Below are 23,980 nucleotides of genomic sequence, written 5' to 3' on the forward strand. Positions count from 1 at the left end.
CCATACCTGAATTTATCAGAGAAATCGATAATATAAAAATTAAAACATTGAATAAATGAATGATTTAGAAAAAAAGAAGTTCCCAATAGGAGAATTTGAAGTTCCGGAAAACATTTGCGACACCACTTTAGATACCTATATCAAAGTTATTAAGGACTTTCCCGGCAGGCTGAAGAATCTTATTGAGCATTTTACAGATGAGCAACTGGATACCCCTTACAGAGATGGAGGCTGGACGGTAAGACAGCTTGTGAACCATCTTTCAGACAGCCATATAAACAGTTTTATTCGTTTTAAACTGGCATTAACGGAAGATAACCCAACGATTAAACCTTACGATGAAGCTAAATGGGCAGAGCTTCAGGACAGTTTTCATATGCCGATAAAACCGGCCATGAGAATGTTAAAAGGAACTCATCAACGATGGACTGTACTTCTTAAGAGTCTTACCAACAAGCAATTTGAGAGAACTTTTCATCATCCTGAACATCATAAAAACTATGATCTTAGGGAAAGTCTTGCGATGTACGTCTGGCATTGTGATCATCATTTTGCACATATTGAAAATCTGAAGAAAGAAAAAGGTTGGTAAAAAAGACTCTTAATAATCCAATATACTTTGAGGAAATTATAGAAAGAATTTCCAAATTATCTGAAAATACTCCCAGAAAGTGGGGCAAGATGGATGTTAGTCAGATGCTAAAACATTGTGACCTAGTTCTTCAGGTCGCTTTAAGAAAAATTGAACTTCCCCCAATTAATATTCTTTACGAGGCAATAGGAATCGTTACTAAAATGGAAATGTATGTTTTCAATAACGGAATTCCTAGAAACATGCCTACTTTTCAAAAACTAATCATTAATTTTGAGTGTGATTTCGATGAATCAAAAACCAATCTACTGAAAACACTGGAGGAATTTCGGACAGCCTATAAAGATAAGAAGCTGCCAAACAGCCACAGATTATTCGGAAATATGACTGAAAAAGACTGGGGATTTTTAGAATATAAACATCTTAATCATCATTTAAAACAATTTAGTGTATGAGTTTTTTTGATAAAATATTCGGTGGAAAAAGTGAAACACCTGATCAAAAATCTTTCTGGAAAAAGATAGAGTCTGAAGAAGATCTGGCACAAGCCATTGAACATTCTTACCAACATAAAATAGCTATTTTCAAGCATTCAACGAGCTGCTTTATTAGTAAAACCGTTTTGAGAAACTTTGAAAAGGAGGTTGAGCACTCTGACCAAAAAATAGAACTGTATTATTTGGATTTATTGGCTCACAGGGCTATTTCAAATAAAATTGCAGCAGATTTTGGAATAAGACATGAAAGTCCTCAGATAATCGTTATAGAGAACGGAAAGCCCGTCACCAGTGCTTCGCATGAAGATATTTCTTTAAGCCAGATTATATAATGAAGAATATTAATAATTATTTAGCCAAGGTCTTAAATGTTCCCCTTCAAAATGTGAACACCTGCAGTCTGCACTATGAAGTAAAGAAGATTCCTAAAAATCAGTTTCTTCTTCAGTATGGCGAAATATGCAGACATATATTCTTTGTAGAAAAGGGTCTTTTAAAGATGTATTCCATTGATAAAAATGGAAAAGAGCACATTATACAATTTGCTCCCGAAAGCTGGCTGATTTCTGACCGAAGCAGCCTTTATTTTAATGAAAAATCCAACTATTATATTGAAGCTGTAGAAGATTCTGAAATATTGTTTCTGCATCCTGATTTCTTCAATAAGCTGGTAGAGCAATTTCCAAACAGCATTGAAAGAAGTGATTTTCTACTTCAGAAACATATCAGAAGTCTTCAGAACAGAATCAATTCTCTTCTAGGCGAGACTGCAGAAGAAAGGTATATGAAGTTTATTAAAATGTATCCTGATCTGCTTCTTAGGGTTCCTCAATGGATGATTGCTTCCTATTTAGGCATTACTCCTGAGAGTTTAAGCCGTGTAAGAAAGGAATTGGCAAGAAAGAATTTTATTCCGGACAACAAATAGGGTCTAGATCCTTTTGGCAAGATTTCCTACCTGTCTGAGCTTTGCCTGTGTTTCTTCTGACCATGGAAGTCCAATACAAAGCCTCATACAATTTTCAAACTGCTCCTGAAAGGTAAACATTCTTCCGGGAGCAATACTTATATTCTGTTTGATCGCTAAATCATAGAGTTCGGTCGTTCGTATTTTTTTATCAAATTCTACCCATAGAGATAATCCTCCTTGTGGACGGCTGGTTTTTGTTCCTTCTGGAAAGTATTCAGCGATGGTCTGTACATAGTTTTGATAGTTACTTTGCAGAGTTTTTCGAAGTTGTTGAAGATGTTTTTCATATCTGCCGGATTTTAGAAAATTAGCAACAGCTTCATTTACAATGGAAATAGAGGAAGTGGAATGCAACAATTTAAGTTTTAATATTTTATCCTTATATTTTCCGGGAGCAATCCAGCCCACACGATATCCGGGGGCCAATGTTTTTGAAATAGAGCTGCAATAGAGTACATTTCCATCTTTGTCAAAGGATTTGCAACATTTAGGACGGGTGGAACCAAAGTAAAGATCACCATATACGTCATCTTCAATCAAAGGAATATTATTTTCTGACAGAATTTTTACAACTTCTTTCTTATTTTCATCCGACATACAACTTCCTAAAGGGGAATTAAAATTAGGAATCAACAGGCACAGATCAATCTTGGGCATTAATTTTTTTAATGCATCTATTTCTATTCCGGTGGTGGGGTGGGTGGGAAGTTCCAACACCTTTAATCCTAATCCATTCGCAAGCTGTAATATTCCCGGATAGCACGGGCTTTCAATGGCAATAGTATCTCCGGGCTTTCCAAGAGCCATTAGACAGAAAGACAGCGCATTCATGCCGCCGTTGGTAGTAATCAGATCATTTTCATTAAGGTTTCCTCCCCATTGTAATGAGCGTACAGCAATCATTCTCCTTAGTTTCAGGTTTCCCTGAAGTTCCTCATATTCTGTTCCGCCATCTTTTAGTTCTCTTATGGCATGTACAATCTCCTTTTTCAGTTTGGCCTGAGGCAGGAGATCTCCGGACGGAATTCCGATGGAAAAAAAGGTAATGTCTTTCTTTCCCATATTTTCATACACTTTACTGATGAGTTCATCCGGCTCGTCATTGTTTGCCATTAAAGAAGGACGACTTACTGCAGATAATGGGAGTTTTAAAGATAATAACTGGCTCACAAAATAACCCGATTGTGGCTTTGATTCTACGAGAGACTGAGATTCAAGTTCAAGAAAAACACGTTTTGCCGTATTCATGCTTACCTGATGTTCACTACAAAGCATTCTTACTGACGGAAGTTTGTCTCCTGCCTTTAAAACACCACTTTTGATTTGTGCAGCAATACCATCTGCTATTTCTGTATATAAAAATTCTTTGCTCATTTTTTTAAACTGTGCTCATGCAAATATACAAAACTGATACTGTGTTTATCAAATTATCCTCTCTAATTTTGACCCATAATTGAAAACTTATTAAAATGATGACAGATACAATTTCAAAAGATCAGGCTGTAAGCGGTTGGATTAATGGTTTCATAGGAGTATTGCTTTTTAGTGGCTCGATGCCTGCTACCAAGCTTGCTGTGATGGAAATGGACCCTATATTTGTGACTATTGCTCGCGCTGTGATAGCCGGAGTATTGGCTCTTTCTGTTTTATTAATTTATAAAGAAAAACGTCCTGCCAAAAATCAGATATTTTCTTTAGTATTGGTTGCCATAGGATGCGTCATTGGTTTTCCTTTGCTTTCTTCATTGGCGTTGCAATACCTTACTTCTGCACATTCTATTGTATTTTTAGGAATGTTGCCTTTGGCTACGGCTATTTTTGGAGTTTTTCGTGGGGGGGAAAGACCACATCCGATATTCTGGTTGTTTTCAATAATCGGTAGTCTTTTGGTGATTGGGTATGCTTTTTCTCAAGGAATTTCAGCTTCTCCCATTGGAGATATCCTTATGCTTCTGGCTGTCATCTTGTGTGGATTGGGCTATGCAGAAGGGGCAAAACTTTCTAAAACGTTAGGTGGGTGGCAAGTAATTTCATGGGCTTTGGTATTATCTTTACCTATTATGCTTCCGTTATTTTTTATTTATTTTCCGTCTAACTTGGAAGCAGTAAGCTCTAAGGGCTGGTTTGGGCTTGGTTATATTTCCTTATTCAGTATGTTTATTGGATTTATATTTTGGTATAAAGGATTAGCCCAGGGGGGAATTACGACGGTAGGACAACTTCAGTTGTTACAACCTTTTTTCGGACTTGCTTTGGCTGCATATCTGCTTCATGAGCAGGTGAGCATAGGTATGCTGGGTGTAACGATTGGTGTTATTCTCTGTGTTGCAGGCACTAAAAAGTTTGCAAAGTAGATCACTTCTGTACTTCATAACTCAATGACAATAGGTAGATTCTTACTGGTGAACAGAAAAGAATCTGCCTAAAATATTTAATTTAAATCCTTAGCCTTTATTGATCCTAGGTTTAGCTTTCATAACAGCAAAATAAGAAGTTGTAAAAGCGGAAAGACTTTGATAGCCTACTTTATAAGCAATTTCACTTAAAGTATACTGCTGGGTGTCTATCAGTTCAATACTTTTCAAAATTCTGGTCAGTTGAAGGTATTTTTGTAGGGTAATTCCTGTTTCACTTTTAAAAATACGCTGCAGGGTTCTTACAGACATCGTTGCCTTTTCAGCCAGAGAATCTATATCCAGATTATACTTAAAATTGGCATTAATATCATTACAAACGGGAATGAGCCTTGCATCTCTCGGAACAGGAATTTCGAGTCCGCTACTTTCTTTATAAAAATTGGGAAGACTTTTTAAAATGGCTTTAAAAAAAATGTCTTGTTCCTCATTACTTTCTAATGACTGGTTCCATTTTGAAGCATAAAATAGCATTTCTTTCAGAACAGGAGGAGCTGCAAAGACCTGTACATTCTGATAAAAATCTTCATCAAAGACAGATTTGAATAAAAAGACCATGAGATTAACCGTTTTTGCCTCCGAGGTAATTTTATGTGCTTTTCCGGATGGAACCCAAATCACATGGTGTTGTGGGACAAGATAAATTTTCTGATCAATATGAAAATACTGATAACCATCCTCTACAAAAGTAAGCTGAGCACGGTTGTGAATATGTTCGTAGTCATCATGCTTCCAGTTTTTTTCGCACCAAACATAAGCTTCTTTTTCGATGGTATCTACAAACTGGCTTTCCGTTTTTTCAATCAGTCCACATTTCATACTGTCGTTTTGTATCTATTTTTTGGCAAATTTAATAAAAACGCCAATACTAATTTTGTATTATTAATTTATATCCTATTCAGAATGAAAAAAATATGTTCTTTTTTTATTTTAACTTTACTATTAAGCACCACCTACATTATGGCACAGAATAAAGCTAAAGTACTTGTACTTATCCATTCGGATAATGGCGGAACCTATGAATTGGCTAAAGAAATCGCCAAAGGAATTGAAAGCGAAAACAATGCTGTTTCATCCATCAAATTGGTTAAAGCATCACAAAACCCGAATCTGAAAGGACTTCCGGTAGCAACAGTAGATGAACTTACCAATTATGACGGAATAGCCTTTGGTTCTCCGGTTTATTTTGGAAATATAAGCACTGGAATGAGTGAGTTTTTATCTAAAACGGTACAAATCTGGACTAGTCATGGGCTGGAGGGTGTTCCCGCAACGGTATTTATGTCAGCAGGAAGCGGAGCAGGAAAAGAACTTGCCCTTCAGGCTTTCTGGAATAGTCTTGCAGTACACGGAATGGTTTTGGTATCCAACGGAATTCGTGGTACTGAAGAGCTTAATAAAGCAATTCCACAAGGAAATAGTGTATTGGGAATTACAAGCATGGCTTCTCTAAAAGATGTTGAACGTCCTACAAAAGGAGAACGTCATTTGGCAGAGCTTCAAGGAAAAAACTTTGCAAAGGTAGCTTTAGCCCTGAAAGACACTCGTTCTAAAAAAAATACGCCTATCGTGGAAAATCATCAGAATTTTAATGAGATTTTAAAACAAAAAAATATTGTTCTTCCCCAGGTTCCTAAGCCTGCCGGAAACTATCAACCGTTTGTACGTTCCGGAAATCTTGTATTCATCAATCAGGTTGCTTTAAAGGATGGTAAAATCTTCAACGCCGGAAAGTTGGGAATAGATGTCAACGAACAGCAGGTAAAAGATGCTACAAAAGTTACCATGCTGAATGTATTGTCAGTCCTTAATGAAGCGGTTGGCGGTGATTTAGGAAAAGTAAAGCAATGTGTACAACTTACAGGAATTTTTAATACTAAAGATGATTATACCAAACATGCAGACCTTATGAATATTGCTTCGGATCTGGCTGTTGAAGTCTTTGGAGAGAAAGGAAAACATGCAAGAGCTACATTTGGAGCATCATCCATACCTGTTAACTCTTCAGTTGAAATTCAAGCTGTTTTTGAAGTAGAATAGATCCCTTTTGATTTACAGAATCTTTAAATAGTAAAAGTCTTTTTAAAGTTTTTCTCGCAGATTTGGCTGATTGAGCAGATTAATATGACATCTGCGTTATCTGCAAAATCTGCGAATTTTTTTTAAGGACATATATAATTTCAATTTTATTGTAAACAAAACCCTTGTAACTTATTACATAGCTAAAAACGTTTTGCACTTCTAACAAACTAATTATTCAGATAGTTTAGCAAAAACTTCGGAAATGATTACAATACTTTGCTCCAGCTGATCTTCTGGGAGCGAACCATAACTCAATCTGAATCCATTTACATAATCCCGACTGTATTGCATCGGGTAGATGATCTTAATATTCTTTTCCAGTAATAAGGCGGTAACAACATCCCAATCCATAGCGGTTTTAGGTGTAATCCAGAATGCTAAACCTCCCTCAGGCAAGGTGAAATCGGCAACATCTTTCATATATTTTTTCAAAAGGCTGTACACAAAATCCCTTTTATTCTTGTAATGAACAGTCGCTTTTTTAATGTGTTTTTTTACGGCTCCGTCCTTAATTAACTGTAAAACGGCCTGTTCCATAATGACATCCCCATGCACATCAATAATCTTCCTTAAATTTCCTATTTTATTTAATAAATCCTGATTTTTAGTCGCTAAATAGCCAATTCTTAAAGCAGGTGCTACTACTTTACTCAATGTTCCTATATAAACATAATTGTTAAGTTCAGGAAAGCTTGAAAGTGGTAAGATAGGACGGTATCCAAAATGAAATTCATTATCATAATCATCCTCAATAATTGTGATATTGTGCTTATTAGATAGCTCTATCAACTTTAGTCTTCTTGATAAGCTCAAGGTAACCGTTGTAGGATATTGTCGGTGAGGTGTTATGTAGATTGCCTTTATATTTTTATGTTGAATTAAAAGTTTTTCAACAGCTTCAATATTAATCCCTTCTTCATCCACAGATACAGGAAGTAGAGTAGCACCGGTATATTCAAAAGCTTGCCAGGCCGGTTGATACCCTGGGTTTTCTACAATCACACAATCACCTGAAGTTAAAAGGCTTTGAGCGGTAAGAAACATTCCCATCTGGCTTCCTCTGGTAATGGATATTTCATTTTCCTGAATCTGCATTCCGCGTTGATGATTCAGCATTTTTGAAATCATTCTTCGGAACTCAATATCTCCATGTTCGTCTCCATAACCCATCATCTGCCATTTTGCTTTGATACTGAAAATCTGTCTGTAAGCTCTTGCCAATTCTGTAACAGGAGCAATTTTACTATCCGGATGTCCATCATCAAAACTAATTAACATCCCATTAGCTGTCATAGGCTGATATTCAGTTTCTGACGTCCTGCTCATGTTCTTTGAATGCAGCACCGGTATTTTATCAGATACAAAAATACCTTTCCTTTCCTTGGAAATAACCCATTCTTCATTCATTAAAACCTGATATGCTTCTACTACTGTATTTCTATTGATTTTAAGCATTGAAGCCATATTTCGACTGCCCGGAAGTGCATCTCCGGCTTTTAATCTTCCTGATCGGATATCTGTAATAATCGTATCTGCAATTTGTAAGTAAACTGCTTTATCAAGTTTTTTATCGATTTCAAATTCTAATTTCCAAGGTCGTAGCATCTGGACTATTTATTTATGTGAAAACTGACTCATTTAACTAGTCCAAATATAGGATAATTTTGTCATGCAATAAAGCACAGAACATTAAATTTTAAAATCATGGACAAAAAAGAATTCAGTTCAAAAGACTTTCACGAAACATTTGCAAGACCAAAGTATGTAAAGCCGGCTTATTTAATTCATAAAAATGTAGAAAATGCAGGGGAACACAATCAATTTTCAACAGAGAGAAAGCACCCTGTGTTTTTTGTAGATCTTCCCAGTAAAAATGTAAGCATGACTATTGGAGGGCTTCTTCCGGCACAACAAACAAACAGACACCGCCATACCTATGAAACCGTATTGTTTGTGCTTGAGGGAAAAGGCTGGACAGAAGTAGAGGATGAGCGCGTTCATTGGGAAGCAGGAGATGCTGTTTATATTCCTTCATGGGCGTGGCATAAGCATCAAAACCTTAGTGATACTGAACCTGCTAAATATATTGCCTGTGAAAACGCACCACAGCTTCAGAATCTGGGGGTTGCATTGAGGGAAGAAGAGGGAAGAGATCTTTAATCTTCAGCCATTAAGGGGTATTAAGAGTTTGGACTTTATCAGTTTTTCATTCATATTAAACTAAGTTCGTCTTACTATCCTCTTAATGGTTCATTTAAAGCATTTCAGAAAAACAAATTTTATTCTAAATAAAAGAATTTATGAAAAACGTACCGTTTAAGGGAATTATAGCATATCCTATTACTCCTTTTGATAAAAATGAAAAAGTAGATATTCCTCTTTTCAAGCATTTGGTAGAAAGGCTGATCACTTCCGGAAGCCATGGAATTGCTCCATTGGGTAGTACAGGAGTAATGCCCTATCTGTCTGATGAAGAAAAGGAGGAAGTTACAGAAGCAACCTTACAGCAAGTAAAAGGAAGAATCCCAACCCTTGTTGGAGTTTCTAATCTTACAACGGAAAAAACAATTCACCACGCTCAGTTTGCTGAGAAAGCGGGAGCTGATGCAGTGATGATCATTCCGATGAGTTACTGGAAGCTTACAGACGACGAGATTGTATCGCATTATGATGCGGTAGCCAGTAAAATCTCCATTCCGATTATGGCCTACAATAATCCTGCAACAAGTGGGGTAGACATGTCACCAGCCTTGTTGAAAAGGCTGCTTGAAATTCCTAACGTAACGATGATTAAAGAAAGTACGGGAGATATCCAAAGGATGCATTATCTGAGAAGAGAATTGGGGGAAGAAGTGGCATTCTATAACGGTTCAAATCCCTTAGCTCTCGCTGCATTTTCTGCGGGAGCAAGAGGGTGGTGTACCGCTGCACCTAATCTTATTCCTGAACTTAATATCGGACTTTATAATGCGGTTGAAGAGGGTGATCTTGAAAAGGCAAAAACGATTTTCTATCAACAGTTTGACCTTTTAAAATTTATTGTCAATAAAGGATTACCAAGAGCTGTAAAATCAGGTCTTAATATTCTGGGTGAAGATGGTGGAAATTTAAGAAGTCCTTTAAAACCTCTACACGAAAAAGAAACCGAAGAATTAAAAAATATTATTAAAACTCTTATTCATTAATACAATCTTATGAAAAAATCCATTTTTTATCATGCAGGATGTCCTGTATGTATCAGCGCAGAACATGATATCGTTAACCTTATAGGTTTGGAAAATGTTGAAATTATCCATTTAGGAAATGACAAAAACAAAATTGAAGATGCAGAAAAGGCAGGTGTAAAATCTGTACCAGCTTTAGTAACTCCCAATGGGAATGTACTTCACATTAATTTTGGAGCGTCTATGGAGGATGTGAAAAATTAATATCATTAATCTTGTATCAACGGCTCAATTTCTTGAGCCGTTTTTTTTAATCTCTCGATGATTTTGCAGATCTTTCCAGAATCATCAGCGAAATCGGCGAGAGAATTTATTGTTTATTTTGTACCTCTAAATTATTGCATTTCCCTCTATACCGTCAGAATTATTGGTTTTATGCCCAATTATTGCTGAAGTAACAAAACTGAATAAACTGACCAGTTTTCCGGCTTTGGTATCCCAATAATAGGTTTCTTTAGGTTCTACCCGGATAATGGTAACATTGGGATCATCCTTTCCATCAAACCAGGCTTTGGCCAGAGGAGACCATTTTTTTTCTATAGTAGCTTTATCCTTATAAACAGAAGCTTCTCCGTACACCGAAAGGTATTGGGAATCACCATTGTTCATAAAAAATAATTGTACTCTGCGGTCTTCTTTTATTTCAAAATTCTTATTGCTGGTTCCACTGCTGATAAACCAGAGATTTCCGCTGTCATCCGTTTCCTGGAGTGTCATCGGTCTGGAATTGATAGGAGTAGTTTCCAATTCTGTACAGAACATACATATTCGGGCTTTTTCTGACAATTCTTTGATCTTTTTGATCGCTTCGAGATGGGTGAGATTTTGTGTTGACATAATATAATATTTTAAGTGATTGGTATTAATATATTCAACAGAATGAAGAATAATATGTTATAAACAATTCAAATACCTGACCAAAAGGGAATAAAATATGATACCCAGGCTAGGCCCTTTTCAAATAACAGATGGATATTTTTTTAGAAAAAGCAGGAATGTAATGGGATTTTGTATGTTTACACAAATATTTTACTAGAGACAAATTAATGCATTTTTTTCTCGTTGATTTTGCAAATTAAGCAGATCTTTTCACAATTATCTGCGCAACATGCTTGATATACAAGAGAGTTTTAAGGTATAATTTTACATGTCTCAGGATATTTAGAATGATAAGTTTTATGTACATTTGAATATGCAGATTTCACCTCCAAAACATCTTGCTCCTTTCATCCGACATTATATCTTTTTAGAAAACTCTAAAAATGAGATAAAAAATGTAAGGCTGTTCACAGACGGAAGTACCGGGCTTATTTTGTCTGGTAATATGAATCTGTATTCTCATCTTTCAGAGGAGCGTATGCCGCTTTCTTTTTTTTATGGCGGACTAAATAGCTACAAGGATTTTTACTCAAAAGGAACATTTTCTTTGATTGCAGTAGTTTTCCAGCCCTATTTTCTAAATATTCTTCTGAAGGTTTCTGCAAAAGAGGTTAAAAATCAGATAATCTCGGTAGAAGATGTCCTAAAGAACAAATTACAACCTTATCAGGAAGATCTTTTTAATAAAGTAAATCCTTTATCGGTTATTCATAGTCTGAATATATTTTTCACTAACTTTTTATCTGGAGAAATAGATTTTGACTTTCATTTTATAACAGCTGTTCAACAATATATTTTTCAAAATAAAGGTTCTGCTTCGTCAAAAGATCTGGAAATATTTTCAGGGTACTCAGAACGTCATCTTGAGAGAAAATTTGAGAATTATATGGGAATGACACCAAAAAAATACAGCAATATTATCAGGCTACATTATTTTTTAAGCCTTATGAATAAGGGAATAAAAGATGAAAATATGACTGCTCTTTCTTATCATGCAGGATATTCTGACCAGTCCCATATGATCAGGGAATTCAAAAATAATATTGGACTTACTCCCCGACAATATGTGAAAACAGAAAACAAAATGGCGGTTAATTTCCTTGAGTTGTAATCATCATGTCGGTTTTATACAATTTTTCGACAATGCTATGATCTAGTTTTGCTGAAAAAAATAATGAATATTAAAATTTCAACAGCACAATTTGAGAATAAAAGCGGAGATAAGGAATATAATCTTTCTGTTATAGAAAAACTGTCTGCACAAGCGGCTTCCCAAGGTTCAGATGTCATTGTCTTCCATGAATGTTCAATCACAGGATATACTTTTGCCCGAAAACTTTCAAGAGAACAGCTTCTCGATATTGCCGAAATCATTCCTAATGGAGAAAGTATTCAAAGGCTACAACAGATTGCTATGCAGCATAATATTACAATACTGGCCGGTCTTTTTGAAAAGGATGAGCAAAACAATCTGTTTAAAGCCTATGTATGTGTAGATAAAACCGGATTGAAAGCGAAGTACAGAAAACTGCATCCTTTCATTAATCCACACCTTACGCCAGGAAATGAATACTGCGTATTTGATATTTTGGGATGGAAGTGCGGAATTCTGATCTGCTATGACAACAATATTATTGAAAATGTAAGGGCAACCAAACTTTTGGGTGCTGATATTATCTTCATGCCTCATGTTACGATGTGTACCCCTTCTACAAGACCGGGAGCAGGCTTTGTAGATCCTCAACTTTGGGAAAACAGAATTGCTGACCCTACTTCTTTACGATTGGAATTTAATGGCATGAAAGGAAGAGACTGGTTAATGAAATGGCTGCCGTCAAGAGCTTACGACAATGGTGCTTATATTGTTTTTTCAAATCCTATCGGGATGGATGATGATCAGCTTAAGAATGGATGCTCCATGATTATTGATCCTTTTGGAGATGTTATTGCGGAATGCCGTTCGTTTGAAGACAGTTTTGAAACAGCTATCATTACTCCTGAAAAATTAACACAGGCGGGAGGGTATAGGTATATTAAGGCGCGAAGACCTGAATTATATGGCAAAATTATTGGACAGGATCATTTTTCTGAGCAGAAAGTGGTGTGGCTGGATGATAAAAACAAGTAAGAAGAGCTGGCTGTGCAAAGATGCAAAAGCCTTGGATACTGTATGTTGTAAGACGCAAGGATTTTATCTCCGATAAAATTAAAGGTTGTGTATTCTTTGAGGGATAAAATTATTTACTTCTCGCAGATTTAGCAGATTTAGCAGATTAATACGATTAAATTATCTGCGTCATCTGCAAGATCTGCGAGATTTTTTTGTATTTCTGCTCGTTCAGAATATCAGATTGGATAGGGTCTTAAAATAGTAGTAATTGATGGATGATGAAATAAGTTGGTTTCGCAAAGGCGCAGGAGTTTTTGATACTTTATGTTGTAAGACGCAAGGATTTTATCTCCGATAAAATTAAAGGTTGTGTATTCTTTGAGGGATAAAATTATTTACTTCTCGCAGATTTAGCGGATTGAGCAGATTAATATGATTAAATTATCTGCGTTATCTGCAAAATCTGCGAGAATTTTAAAAATCTTGTTTATTATATTTTTACGAGTTTTCTGTTCATTTTAAATTTCATAGATCTCTGCATCTGTAAAAACAAAAAACTTACTTTTCTTAGGCAGATTTTTAGTATCAAGCCCTGTAAACTCGCTGAATGCAGGTAACAATAATTGGTTTTCGCTAAGAGCAAAGCAGGGAAGTCTGATACTTTTTACGGCAGAGTTTAAAACAATTCCGGGATGAATATGTCCGGTAATCTGGAAACCTGTTTTTGTTTTATCAAAATCATGAATAAAGGTAAATCCATGAACTTCCAGTAAGGGTTCCTTAAAGTTCAGGCAAAGCTTTTTCTTTAATTGTTGTGAAATCCGGTCGTGATTGCCTTCAATAAGATGAAAATAGAGATCAGGATATTGATTTCTCCACGTGCAGAATTCATCTACATCAGAATTATCCCCTGCATGAAGCAGATCTCCGACAACTATAAATTTCTTAGGCTGGAAGTATTCAATCAATGCTGACAGTCTTTCCAGATCACTTTTCATAATATGATTGGCTAGTGCAATCCCATTTTTACGGAAATGAGCGGTCTTCCCGATGTGAAGATCAGAAAGTATCAGTGCTTTTTCCTTATTCCAAAATACAGCACGCTGATTGGTTAAAGTAAAAACTTCGTTTTGAATTGAAATATCTTTTGTAACAATAAACACGATGACAAATTATAAATTTAAGGTCTTGTACTTTTTATACAAAAAAACTAGTTTTCTTTTCTGCTTACATGAAAGTTTTCATCAAAAATATAGGTTATAGGAATACCTGTTGCAATTTCTCTTTCTAAAATTTCGTCAGGTGATAAGTGTTCAAGGTACATAATCAATGAACGAAGACTATTTCCATGGGCAACAATCAGTACATTTTCTCCTTTTTTTAAAAGTGGGGCAATCTCTCTTTCAAAATAGGGAATAACTCTGTTATAGGTATCTTTAAGGCTTTCTCCACCTGGTGGTACAACATCATAGGACCTGCGCCAGCTATAAACCTGCTCATCCCCGTATTTCTGTGCTGTCTCTGCTTTGTTAAGTCCCTCGAGATCACCATAAGACCGTTCATTCAATGCTTTATCCATAATGATGGGAATATTGGGTTTTCCTATTTCCTCAAGGATAATGGAAAGGGTATGTTTTGCTCTGATAAGTACAGAAGTAAAAGCGACATCTATTTTTTCTTTCCTTAGGGCTATTCCTGCATTCTTTGCTTCTTCAATTCCAGTTTCTGTTATATCGATATCCTGCCAGCCTGTAAATCTGTTTTCAAGATTCCAGAGTGACTGTCCGTGGCGGACTAAGAACAATTTTGCCATGATTTTAATTTTATTTTACTCTTCGAAGAATATACTCTAAGTTACGAATTTGTCAAGAGTTATGATGCACAAAAGACATGAAATTTTCGTAGTATTTAGCCATCAGATTAGCATAACTTTTGCATTCATAATCGCTAATGAATGATACTTTAAAGTTTCAACATTCTTTTAATTCTTGCATCAAGCCCTTCACTGGAAAGCGTCTGTCTGAGACTATCTACCTTTATAGGAAAGCTTAGTGGAGTAAAGGAATGAGAATGCTTTAAAATAATTTTAGACTTTTCAATTCTTTTAAATGCTTCTATTAAACGTTGTTCCTGAAGCTGAATATTAAAGACTTCCGTATAGGCCTGCCTGATTAGAAAATGATTAGAATCATAATCATCCAATACTTTAAAGATCAATCCGGCTGAACTCTGTAAGGATTTATTGGAACGTTGCTTTCCTGCGTAATTTTGAATGACCATTCCGGAGATCACAGCTATATCCCGAAATTTTCTCCTTGCCATTTCTGCAGAATTAATACTGGCTATCATATCTGTCATCAGGTTCTCTCTGCTTAAAATCTGCTGTATATTTTCTTCATTTAAAGGGATTTCCTTATCACTGAATAATTCGAATCCATAATCATTCATCGCCATTGAAAAGGAAATTGGGGCCAGTTTTGAAATTCTGTAAGCGATCAATGCCGCCATCACTTCATGTACCAGACGGCCTTCAAAAGGATACATAAACAAATGATATCCTTCACGATTTTTAATCATTTCAATCAAAAATTCATCTTCTTTAGGAATGTGGGAGTTTGCTTCCTGATTGACCAAAAGGGGGTGCAGGAATTTCAATTCTTTCTCTGAAGCTTTCGGGTTTAATGCGTGTGAAAGTTTTTCTCTTAAAAAGTGACCCAAATCAGAGCTCAAAGGCAATCTTCCTCCCAAATAACTGGGTACAAGTGCTCTTCCTTTGGCCGATCTTACATAAACGGTCATATCTTTGATCATCGCTACTTCCAGAGTACGTCCGGCTAAAATAAATTTTTCTTCTTTTTTTAATTTTGAAATAAAATATTCTTCAATCATTCCAATATAACCCCCGGAAATAAATTTAACCTTTAGCATGGCATCGCTTACAATTACTCCCATATTCATCCGGTGAAGCATTGCTATTTTCCGTGAGGTTACCTTGTATAAACCATCATCCAAAATCACAATTTTATGGAATTCTTCATAACTTTTCAGAACACTGCCGCCAATGGTCAGAAACTCAAGAATACTTTTCCATTCTTCATCCATCATTTCCTGAAAGGCATATACCTTTTTGATTCTTTTGTATACTTCATCGGGATAAAAACCGTTTCCAACCGCCAAGGTCATTAAGAACTGAACCAAAACATCGAAGCATAAGACTTGTGGTTCCCTTGGTTCAATTACTTTTTGCTTTACGGCTTCCTTTAAGGCAGAAACCTCAATCAGTTCCAGAGAATGAGTGGGTACACAATAAATTTTGGAAGTTTCAAAAGGGGAGTGCCCACTACGGCCTGCCCGCTGAAGAAATCTGGCTACTCCTTTTGCGGAACCGATCTGAATGACAGTGTCAACAGGTTTAAAATCTATTCCTAAATCTAGCGATGATGTAGAAACAACAGCTTTTAATTTCCCTGAACTCAGATTCTCTTCAATCCAGATCCTTAAGTGCGCATCAATGGAGCTATGATGAATGGCAATCTGCCCTGCAAAATCAGGATAGGCATCCAGCAGCAGCTGATACCACATTTCACTTTGGCTTCGGGTATTGGTAAAGACAATGGTAGATTTTGAATTGAGAATAATGGGTACTACCTTATCCGCCAATTTATTCCCAAGATGTCCTGCCCAAGGCAGTATTTCGATTTCATCCGGAAAGACAGGAATAATATCTATTTTCTTTCGTTCTGCAGCTGTAATTTGAGTCTTTTTAATATCATAAGGAATCAGTACTTCCATAGCTTCTTCCAGATTGCCGATTGTTGCTGTAATACCCCAGATTTTCATGTTGGGAACGTAACTTCTAAGCTGTGAAATTCCCAATTCTACCATTACACCGCGCTTTGAACCTAATAATTCATGCCATTCATCCACAACAATACATTTCAGATCGCGAAAAAAGGTCTCATGATTTTTCTGAGCAAGAAGTAAGTGTAAACTTTCTGGTGTTACCACGAGAATTTCGGGCATTTTCTTTACCTGTTGCTGTCTCACTTTAGGGTCTGTGTCTCCGTTTCTGACTCCTACAGTCCAGTCAAGTCCAATTTCATCAATGGCTTCCTGCATGGCCTTCGCAATATCCTTGGATAAAGATCGTAGCGGACTTATCCAGATCATTTTTAAGCCTTTTTTATAATGTTCAGGATGATTCAGAAAGTCTGAAACCAGTGCTAAAAAAACGGAAAAAGTTTTTCCAAATCCTGTAGGGGCCACAACCATACCGCTATATCCGCTTCCGAATCTTCGCCAAGTATCTATTTGAAATTTAAAAGGGGACATTCCTTTATCAACCATCCATTGTTGAATGATTTTAAATCCATTGGTATGTTCAAAAGCCGCCACGTTATTGTATTAATTTTTTGATTTCTTCAAGATGATCAATTTCGTCTACGGTCTTATCTTTTCTCCATCTTACAATTCTTGGGAACCGAAGGGCTACACCGCTTTTGTGACGATTACTGAGTCCAATTCCCTCGAAAGCAATTTCAAAGACAAGCTCTGCTTTTACGGTTCGTACCGGACCAAATTTTTCAATGGCATTTTTTGTTACAAATTTGCTTACTTCCATGATTTCTTTATCTGTCAATCCTGAATAGGCTTTCGCAATGGTAACCAATTTATCCTCATTTTTTACGGCGAAAGTATAGTCGGTGTAATAAGCACTACGTCTGCCACTACCTTTCTGGGCATAGATCAGGACAGCATCTATTGTAAAAGGATTGATTTTCCATTTCCACCAATCACCTTTCTTTCGCCCTGAATGGTAGGGTGAATTTTTCTGTTTGAGCATCAATCCTTCGCTGTTTACCGTTCTTGAATTTTCCCGGATATGGTTCAGTTCTTCCCATTTTTCAAAATTGATGCTTTGAGAAATCTTAATATTATGAGGCTTTTCATTAAGCAAGAATTCCTCCAGCATTGCTCTTCTGGCAAAGATTGGTTTCTCTCTCAAATCATTGTCTTCAAGCTCCAATAAATCATAAACGAAGACTTGTATTGGAATTTCCGAGAGCATTTTCTTGGTTAAAGTTTTCCTGTTTAATCTTTTCTGTAATTCATTAAAATTTAAAACTTTACCATCTTTCACTGCAAGTATTTCTCCATCTAAAACGAAGTTCCCGTTCATGGCTTTTATCACTTCAGTAATCTCGGGGAATTGCTCTGTAACAAGCTCTTCACCTCTTGACCAAATAAAGACTTCGTCATTTCTTCGGATAATCTGTCCCCGAATTCCGTCCCATTTGTATTCTACCAGCCACTCATTGGGTTCGCCAAGGGCATCAAGCTCTTTTTCTAAAGGATAGGCAAGGCAAAAAGGATATGGTTTTGAATTGTCCGGGTTTACATTTTCTGCGGCAATCAGTTCCCTGAAAGAAACATCATTAGGATTCCATTTTCCCATCAAGCTATGCATCAGCGCACTGGATTCCTGACCGGAAAACTTTGTCAATGCATTGATTAATGTTTTATCAGAAACGCCAATCCGGAAGCTTCCGCCAATTAATTTATTGAAAATCAATCGTTCTGTATAATCCAATCCGTTCCATGAATTTAATACAAATTCTTTCTTTTCAGTTTCAGTTTTATCTTTTAAATCAACAATATCATTCATCCATTGTGACAGGCTTCTTTCTATTTTTTCCTGTGGGGGAGGCAGAATCAAAGAAAGGGTTTCACCAAGATCTCCAACGGAGGAATAACTTTCCTGAAAAAGCCATAGTGGAAGTCCTGTGATTTCCAACGCCCACTCTTTCATATAATTGGTATTGATGTTTCTTTTGGGTCTTTTTCCTGTAAACAGGGCAATAAACCACACTTTGTCTTCATCCGGAGTTCGTTCCAGATAATCCATAATTGCATCAATTTTAGCATTGGTTTTATTGGTTGTTTCCAAGGCATTGATAAGGTCTGCAAAATGTTTCATGGTTCCGGATTTTCAATGGTTTCTTTTTCCGATTCTTCTTCATCTTCACCATACAGGGTTTCTACAACATCTGCACGAATACCAATTTCATTCAGATATTTTGAGAAAATTTCTGTCTGCCCATGAGTAACATGAACAATTTCTGCTTCGGTAGCTTTTACAGTTTGCAGCAATCCTTTCCAGTCTGCATGATCACTCATGGCAAATCCGGCATCTGCACTCCGCCATCTTCTGGCACCGCGCACCTGCATCCATCCGGAACATATGGCCGTGGCCGGCTCCGGAATTTTTTTAATGATATTACTATCCAGTAAAGCGGGTGGAACAATTACAATTTCATGTTCCACTTCCTTTGAACGTTCTCTGAAGTCGGCAATGGTATAATCAGGAAGGTTAATTCCAACAGATTCAAAAGCCTCATTTAGCTTTCCGATGGAGTAATGTACATATATTTTTCCCAGCCCCTCTACAGCTGTCATAATTCGTTGGGCTTTTCCAAGAGAATATCCGATAAACACTGAGGTTTTGTTATTTTCTTTGTTTTTCAATACCCAGTTTTGAAGTTTTTGATTTAAATCCTGAACTTCAAGCCAGTTGTAAATAGGGAGTCCAAAGGTACTTTCGGTAACAAACTCATTGCATTTTACTAATTCAAAAGGAGTGCTTAATCCATCATTCTGAATCTTATAATCCCCAGACACAACAGTTACATATCCTTTATATTCCAGCCTAATCTGTGCGGAACCAATAATGTGGCCTGCCGGATGAAGAGAAACTTTTACTCCATTAATGGTAATTGTCTCTCCATATGCCACACTCTGGCATTCAATATCGCTCCCAATCCTTTGATGGAGGATAGGCTTTGTAAAGTGATGGCAAAGGTATTTTTTCATTCCCCATCGGGCATGATCTGCATGTCCATGAGTGATGATGGCCATATCAACAGGCCGCCAGGGATCTATATAAAACTTTCCCTGCGGACAGTAAATTCCTTTTCTGGTAAATGTGATTAGCTTCAATGGTGTGACTGGTTTTATGGAATAAGCTTCAAAAACTTAACCAATTTATGATAAACTGCATATTTTATTATTCTTTTGGATTAGATTTCAGTGGGATTAAATATATTTTTAGCCTTTTGCAAAGGCATGTCTTTGTTTTAGTTTTATAAAGATGACCTAGTTTGAATGTAAAATACTAACTTCTTAACATAATATATTTCTATAAAAAGTGATTAAATTAATTCTTTATATTTGTCATCTAATCTTAGAATTAACACAAACATGAAAAAAAATTTAATCTATGGACTTATACTATTGTCCACAGCATCTTTTACCCTCAATTCTTGTAGAACAGATGAGATGCTTACAGAAGCAGAACAGGTGCAGAAAGAAAAAATAGCATTTTTTGAACGCTTTGAAAAAGAAAAAAGTCTTTCTAAAAACTCATCATCCAATAATTATGCGATTCCCTTTAGAAACTCTATGTTGGCCTATTTCAATAATTATCCGGAAAAGAAAATAGCGCTTGAGAGTAAATATGGAACTGTGGATCTTAGAGTGTCTTCTCAGGATCTAGATCTGGATAGTGGGAAAAAATTGTTAATGTTTCCAATGCTTACGAATGGAAAAGTAACAGCTGTAATAGGTGGTGTGATTAATGGAGAAAGAGATTTTCTTTACTTTGATGCATATAAGGAGAGTCATCCTGATCATGATTATCTCATCAAGACATTTCAAGAGCATTATACTTCTCTATCAATAAGTAAGGTTACTGACGTAGGAGAAGTTGTTATTATTGTAAAAAAACCACAATTAGCAAAACCTGATCCGTGGGATGATCTAGGTGGTAACGGTGGCCATGACATGGGTGGTGGAAATGGTGACTACGGTGGTGACGGTGGTGGTGGTGGAATTGGAACTCCAACTGCACCTGTTTTCCCCCCACTACCTCCAGATATTCCGATTAAGGATATTAAAAAATTCTTAAGTTGTCTTGATACTAGCAAACCTGCGAATTTAACTGTATATGCAGCTAAAATGTTTTCTTCAAGTAAACCTGGGCATGCTTTCATATCTATTACTCAAGGAAATAATACAATGACATTTGGGTTCTATCCCGAAAATGGTTTTCCTTTAACTGTGACAGGTCCTGGACAAATGGGTGATGATAGTGGACATACTTATAACAATGCATGGAATGTAGGAAACATTACTCCGGCACAACTTCAAAATATTATAAATGCAGCTGGAACTTACTCAAATAGTATATATGATGTTGGATTTAATAATTGTGTTGATTTTACTGTAGCAATATTAAATTATGCAGGAATAAATTTTACAGCAATAGGAGTTGATACGCCTACTACTTTTGCAAATAGCATACAATCTTCAACTACAAGTACAAATGGTACTGCTCCTCAAACAAAAAGAAATTGTAATTAAAATAAATATTCAATGAAACTGAAAATTATTAAAATTATTTCTGTTATCTCATTTTTAATGATTTGCAGTTTAGGTAAAGACGATCTCCCAATATTTGTGTATATACTTTTTTCGTTATACCAATTTATTAATGATATAGTTTCTTTATCTTTTTCTCAGCATGATATTTTTTGGGAAGGAATTACTGCTATACCTATTATTGGTACATTATACATTTTCTTATCATCTAGATATTATAAAGATCGTTATTTAATGCTATTCTGTTTTATAGCATTATTATCAATAATAATTTCTTTGATGATTCCTAATACATATTATAGTGATATTATGTCGAAACTGCGACTCAGTTTTATAATTCCTTTTATAATATTTGTAGTGAGTTCTATATATGCAGTAATCCTGATTTTTAGAAATAAGATAAAGTAAATAATTATAATCCCGGATCATTAATCCGGGATTTTTTTTCCTTTGTTCTTCAATTCTATTTCCATTTTGTTGAATGATGAAAAATATACTTGTGAACAAAAGATGGCAATAGATAATCCTCTTTCTGACAATCGATTATTCTGTAAGGCTGATGAACTTCTCAACACTATAAGTTTGGACTTTACGCCAATATAAACCTCTTGAAAATCTTTGAAATTTGTAACAACAAAAAAATAAAATACAATGAGTAAAACAATTCTAATTACAGGAGCAGCAAGCGGATTTGGAAAAATTGCAGCCTTTGAGCTTGCTAAAAAAGGACATCAGGTAATTGCAACCACACAGGTATATCCTCAAATGAGTGACCTAATTCGTGAAGCTTCAGCGCAAGGTGTGACTTTGACAGTTGATAAGCTAGATGTAACCAATTCAAGGGATATTGACTATATTTTAAACAAATATGATATTGATATTCTGATCAGCAATGCGGGTATTATGGAAGGCGGTCCTATTGCAGAACAGCCTGTTGATATTATCCGATCTATGTTTGAGGTAAATGTATTCAGTGCGTTGGAACTGGCACAGGGCTTTATTAAAAAGTTTATTGAAAAGAAAGGTGGTAAAATTGTCTTCACTTCATCAATGGGAGGTTTATGGACGGTACCCTACGTGGCCGCTTATTGTGCTTCTAAACACGCCTTGGAATCAATTGCGGAAGGGTTGAAAACAGAGCTGGCTCCGTTCAATATTAAAATTGCAACCTGTAATCCGGGGGTATTTGGAACAGGGTTCAATGACAGAGGAGTAGACTCTATATTCCGTTGGTATGATCCAAAGGTAAATTTTACTCCGGAAACAGCCTTCGATGGAGCCTCTGAATCTCTTGCTCATCAATTAGATCCATATTCTATGGCAGAAGTTATTGTTAATGTAGCTCTTGATGACAATAGTGATTTTAGGAATGTACATCCCAAGGAAACTGAAGATTTTGTAAAACAGCTTCAATCTGAAGCGTGGACTGCTAAAAGTTAATAATATGATTGGAATCAGTTATGAACTAGCAGAAAAAGCACTGCATGCTGCAATAAAGAAAGCAAAATCACTAGGTATTCCTGTAAGCATTGCCGTGGTAGATGCAGGAGGACATCTGGTTGCTTTTGCAAGGCTGGACAGTGTATATGGAGTGATCGATTTTGCTATAAAGAAAGCCAAAACCGCTATTATGTTTGGAATTGATAGTGATGTAATGGGAAGCATTATTTCAGGAGCCGAGATTCATGGATACGGAATGCTGAACTCCAATAATGGACTTTTAACCCTTGCGGGAGGTGTTATCATTAAGGATGAAAATGGAGCGATAATTGGCGCTATAGGTTCATCCGGTGGTACTCCTGAACAGGATAAAGAGATCGCTCATACAGGAGCTTCTGTTATTGTTTAAATTTCAGATATTTGTGTTATGGAAAAGACTTCTGAGATTATATTTGACAAACTGGTTTATTCATGTGCCTTTGATGCCTACAGAGGCCACGAGGAATTTATTCCGGATCATTTTCTGGGTTTTCAGATCTCTGGGGAAACGCATGCTTTTCATGATCAGGGAAAGACCATTATCCGGGAAAATACAGTAGTTTTGGTTAGGAAAAATCAATTAATCCGAACGATTAAACAACCTTTAAATGGTGAAAAGTATCAGTTTATTTCCATTACGCTGGATGATGAAACCCTTAGGCAATATGCCAGTGAGCAAAAGATGGTAATGGATACTCCTTTTGTGGGTAATCAGCGGTTATTCTTTGAGTCTGATGAATTTTTTAAGAGCTATTTTGCATCATTAATTCCATACATCGATAAAACGAAAGAAATACCTCCAAGGCTGGCTGTATTAAAGGTTAAGGAAGCAATTGAACTTCTTCTGCAAGCTCATCCCGAGATCAGAAATCTTCTTTTTGACTTTTCTGAACCTCATAAAATTGATCTTAAAGAATTTATGAATAAAAACTTTATGTTCAATGTATCTGTGGAGGCTTTTGCCCGACTTACAGGTCGCAGCCTTTCAGGTTTTAAGAGGGATTTCAGCAAGATATTCAACATGACTCCAAAGCAATGGCTCAAGGAAAAAAGATTGAACGAAGCTTATTATCTGATTAAAAACAAGAATAAAAAACCATCGGACATCTATCTCGATCTGGGATTTGAGAATCTGTCTCATTTCTATTCTTCATTTAAAAAGAAATACGGAATAACTACCACTGCATTATAACCTGATAAAATAGGTGCTGGGAACAAATATTTTTAATTGCAGAATCTTAGGATTCTGCAATTATTTTTGTAAGTTAGTAAGGTTAAAAAGTCTTACTTTATAAAC

Annotated in this window: 24 protein-coding genes; 15 read left to right on the forward strand and 9 right to left on the reverse strand. The window is 36.1% G+C overall.

The window, feature by feature from the left end:
* Window positions 1-55: 55 nt before the first annotated feature.
* Genes C1638_RS00225 through C1638_RS00240 form a run of 4 tightly spaced genes read left to right on the forward strand, consistent with a single transcriptional unit; the run spans window position 56 to window position 2,017 of the window.
* Window positions 56-592, forward strand: coding sequence for a YfiT family bacillithiol transferase (locus C1638_RS00225; RefSeq protein ID WP_109617134.1), 537 nt, complete (start codon window positions 56-58; stop codon window positions 590-592).
* Entirely contained in the window at window positions 586-1,047 is a 462-nt protein-coding gene (locus C1638_RS00230; protein WP_228427951.1) for a DUF1569 domain-containing protein, read from the forward strand. Before C1638_RS00225 ends, C1638_RS00230 begins: the two co-directional genes overlap by 7 nt.
* Window positions 1,044-1,421 carry a bacillithiol system redox-active protein YtxJ gene (gene ytxJ, locus C1638_RS00235; RefSeq protein WP_109617136.1) on the forward strand — a complete coding sequence of 126 codons (378 nt, stop codon included), beginning with the start codon at window positions 1,044-1,046 and terminating at the stop codon, window positions 1,419-1,421. Before C1638_RS00230 ends, ytxJ begins: the two co-directional genes overlap by 4 nt.
* Window positions 1,421-2,017 carry a Crp/Fnr family transcriptional regulator gene (locus C1638_RS00240; protein WP_106915711.1) on the forward strand — a complete coding sequence of 199 codons (597 nt, stop codon included), beginning with the start codon at window positions 1,421-1,423 and terminating at the stop codon, window positions 2,015-2,017. Before ytxJ ends, C1638_RS00240 begins: the two co-directional genes overlap by 1 nt.
* A gap of 3 nt (window positions 2,018-2,020) precedes the next feature.
* Here the strand turns inward: C1638_RS00240 and C1638_RS00245 are convergent, their stop codons facing one another.
* The gene (locus C1638_RS00245) at window positions 2,021-3,433 is read right to left on the reverse strand and encodes an aminotransferase-like domain-containing protein (protein WP_109617138.1); all 1,413 of its coding nucleotides are present in this window, start codon (window positions 3,431-3,433) and stop codon (window positions 2,021-2,023) included.
* A gap of 95 nt (window positions 3,434-3,528) precedes the next feature.
* Here C1638_RS00245 and C1638_RS00250 point away from each other — a divergent pair, with 95 nt between their 5' ends.
* Window positions 3,529-4,413 carry a DMT family transporter gene (locus tag C1638_RS00250; RefSeq protein WP_109617140.1) on the forward strand — a complete coding sequence of 295 codons (885 nt, stop codon included), beginning with the start codon at window positions 3,529-3,531 and terminating at the stop codon, window positions 4,411-4,413.
* Between the two features lie 90 nt (window positions 4,414-4,503).
* On the opposite strand, the gene C1638_RS00255 is transcribed toward C1638_RS00250, so the two are convergent.
* The gene (locus C1638_RS00255) at window positions 4,504-5,292 is read right to left on the reverse strand and encodes an AraC family transcriptional regulator (RefSeq protein WP_228427953.1); all 789 of its coding nucleotides are present in this window, start codon (window positions 5,290-5,292) and stop codon (window positions 4,504-4,506) included.
* A 141-nt stretch (window positions 5,293-5,433) separates the two neighbouring features.
* Between C1638_RS00255 and C1638_RS00260 the strand changes: the two genes are divergently transcribed.
* Window positions 5,434-6,513 carry an Atu1372/SO_1960 family protein gene (locus C1638_RS00260; protein ID WP_438829973.1) on the forward strand — a complete coding sequence of 360 codons (1,080 nt, stop codon included), beginning with the start codon at window positions 5,434-5,436 and terminating at the stop codon, window positions 6,511-6,513.
* Window positions 6,514-6,726: 213 nt separating this feature from the next.
* On the opposite strand, the gene pdxR is transcribed toward C1638_RS00260, so the two are convergent.
* Entirely contained in the window at window positions 6,727-8,160 is a 1,434-nt protein-coding gene (gene pdxR, locus C1638_RS00265) for a MocR-like pyridoxine biosynthesis transcription factor PdxR (protein WP_109617146.1), read from the reverse strand.
* Window positions 8,161-8,259: 99 nt separating this feature from the next.
* On the opposite strand from pdxR, the gene C1638_RS00270 reads away from it, so the two are divergent.
* From C1638_RS00270 to C1638_RS00280, 3 genes are all read left to right on the forward strand, one after another.
* Complete coding sequence (locus tag C1638_RS00270) at window positions 8,260-8,715, forward strand: cupin domain-containing protein (protein ID WP_076351985.1); 456 nt, start codon at window positions 8,260-8,262, stop codon at window positions 8,713-8,715.
* A gap of 140 nt (window positions 8,716-8,855) precedes the next feature.
* Window positions 8,856-9,740, forward strand: coding sequence for a dihydrodipicolinate synthase family protein (locus C1638_RS00275; RefSeq protein ID WP_109617148.1), 885 nt, complete (start codon window positions 8,856-8,858; stop codon window positions 9,738-9,740).
* Window positions 9,741-9,749: 9 nt separating this feature from the next.
* Window positions 9,750-9,983, forward strand: coding sequence for a thioredoxin domain-containing protein (locus C1638_RS00280; RefSeq protein ID WP_079241639.1), 234 nt, complete (start codon window positions 9,750-9,752; stop codon window positions 9,981-9,983).
* A gap of 126 nt (window positions 9,984-10,109) precedes the next feature.
* Here the strand turns inward: C1638_RS00280 and C1638_RS00285 are convergent, their stop codons facing one another.
* Complete coding sequence (locus tag C1638_RS00285; protein WP_109617150.1) at window positions 10,110-10,616, reverse strand: pyridoxamine 5'-phosphate oxidase family protein; 507 nt, start codon at window positions 10,614-10,616, stop codon at window positions 10,110-10,112.
* A 355-nt stretch (window positions 10,617-10,971) separates the two neighbouring features.
* Between C1638_RS00285 and C1638_RS00290 the strand changes: the two genes are divergently transcribed.
* Window positions 10,972-11,769, forward strand: a complete 798-nt coding sequence (locus tag C1638_RS00290) for a helix-turn-helix transcriptional regulator (RefSeq protein ID WP_109617151.1) — start codon at window positions 10,972-10,974, stop codon at window positions 11,767-11,769.
* 63 nt (window positions 11,770-11,832) lie between these two features.
* A complete protein-coding gene (locus C1638_RS00295; protein ID WP_109617153.1) occupies window positions 11,833-12,786 on the forward strand; it encodes a nitrilase family protein in 954 nt (317 codons plus the stop codon).
* Between the two features lie 500 nt (window positions 12,787-13,286).
* On the opposite strand, the gene pdeM is transcribed toward C1638_RS00295, so the two are convergent.
* The 5 genes from pdeM to C1638_RS00320 all read right to left on the reverse strand — a co-directional run bounded on the left by pdeM (window position 13,287) and on the right by C1638_RS00320 (window position 19,764).
* Complete coding sequence (gene pdeM, locus C1638_RS00300; protein ID WP_109617155.1) at window positions 13,287-13,931, reverse strand: ligase-associated DNA damage response endonuclease PdeM; 645 nt, start codon at window positions 13,929-13,931, stop codon at window positions 13,287-13,289.
* 47 nt (window positions 13,932-13,978) lie between these two features.
* Complete coding sequence (locus C1638_RS00305) at window positions 13,979-14,581, reverse strand: 2,3-bisphosphoglycerate-dependent phosphoglycerate mutase (RefSeq protein ID WP_109617158.1); 603 nt, start codon at window positions 14,579-14,581, stop codon at window positions 13,979-13,981.
* 149 nt (window positions 14,582-14,730) lie between these two features.
* Entirely contained in the window at window positions 14,731-17,163 is a 2,433-nt protein-coding gene (locus tag C1638_RS00310; RefSeq protein ID WP_109617160.1) for a ligase-associated DNA damage response DEXH box helicase, read from the reverse strand.
* A 1-nt stretch (window position 17,164) separates the two neighbouring features.
* Window positions 17,165-18,745 carry an ATP-dependent DNA ligase gene (locus C1638_RS00315; protein WP_109617162.1) on the reverse strand — a complete coding sequence of 527 codons (1,581 nt, stop codon included), beginning with the start codon at window positions 18,743-18,745 and terminating at the stop codon, window positions 17,165-17,167.
* On the reverse strand, window positions 18,742-19,764 hold the full coding sequence (locus tag C1638_RS00320; protein WP_109617164.1) for a ligase-associated DNA damage response exonuclease: 1,023 nt from the start codon (window positions 19,762-19,764) through the stop codon (window positions 18,742-18,744). The genes C1638_RS00315 and C1638_RS00320 overlap by 4 nt, the downstream gene beginning before the upstream one ends.
* A 261-nt stretch (window positions 19,765-20,025) precedes the next feature.
* Between C1638_RS00320 and C1638_RS00325 the strand changes: the two genes are divergently transcribed.
* From C1638_RS00325 to C1638_RS00345, 4 genes are all read left to right on the forward strand, one after another.
* Window positions 20,026-21,186 (forward strand): hypothetical protein, encoded by a 1,161-nt coding sequence (locus tag C1638_RS00325; RefSeq protein ID WP_109617166.1) that lies wholly within the window; start codon window positions 20,026-20,028, stop codon window positions 21,184-21,186.
* A gap of 669 nt (window positions 21,187-21,855) precedes the next feature.
* Complete coding sequence (locus C1638_RS00335) at window positions 21,856-22,644, forward strand: SDR family oxidoreductase (RefSeq protein ID WP_109617168.1); 789 nt, start codon at window positions 21,856-21,858, stop codon at window positions 22,642-22,644.
* Window positions 22,645-22,648: 4 nt separating this feature from the next.
* Window positions 22,649-23,053: a GlcG/HbpS family heme-binding protein gene (locus tag C1638_RS00340; RefSeq protein ID WP_185140402.1), complete on the forward strand. Its 405-nt coding sequence runs from the start codon at window positions 22,649-22,651 to the stop codon at window positions 23,051-23,053.
* An 18-nt stretch (window positions 23,054-23,071) separates the two neighbouring features.
* The gene (locus tag C1638_RS00345) at window positions 23,072-23,875 is read left to right on the forward strand and encodes a helix-turn-helix domain-containing protein (protein ID WP_109617170.1); all 804 of its coding nucleotides are present in this window, start codon (window positions 23,072-23,074) and stop codon (window positions 23,873-23,875) included.
* The last annotated feature ends 105 nt before the right edge of the window (window positions 23,876-23,980 follow it).

Source organism: Chryseobacterium oncorhynchi (assembly GCF_002899895.1).
Lineage (GTDB): Bacteria > Bacteroidota > Bacteroidia > Flavobacteriales > Weeksellaceae > Chryseobacterium > Chryseobacterium oncorhynchi.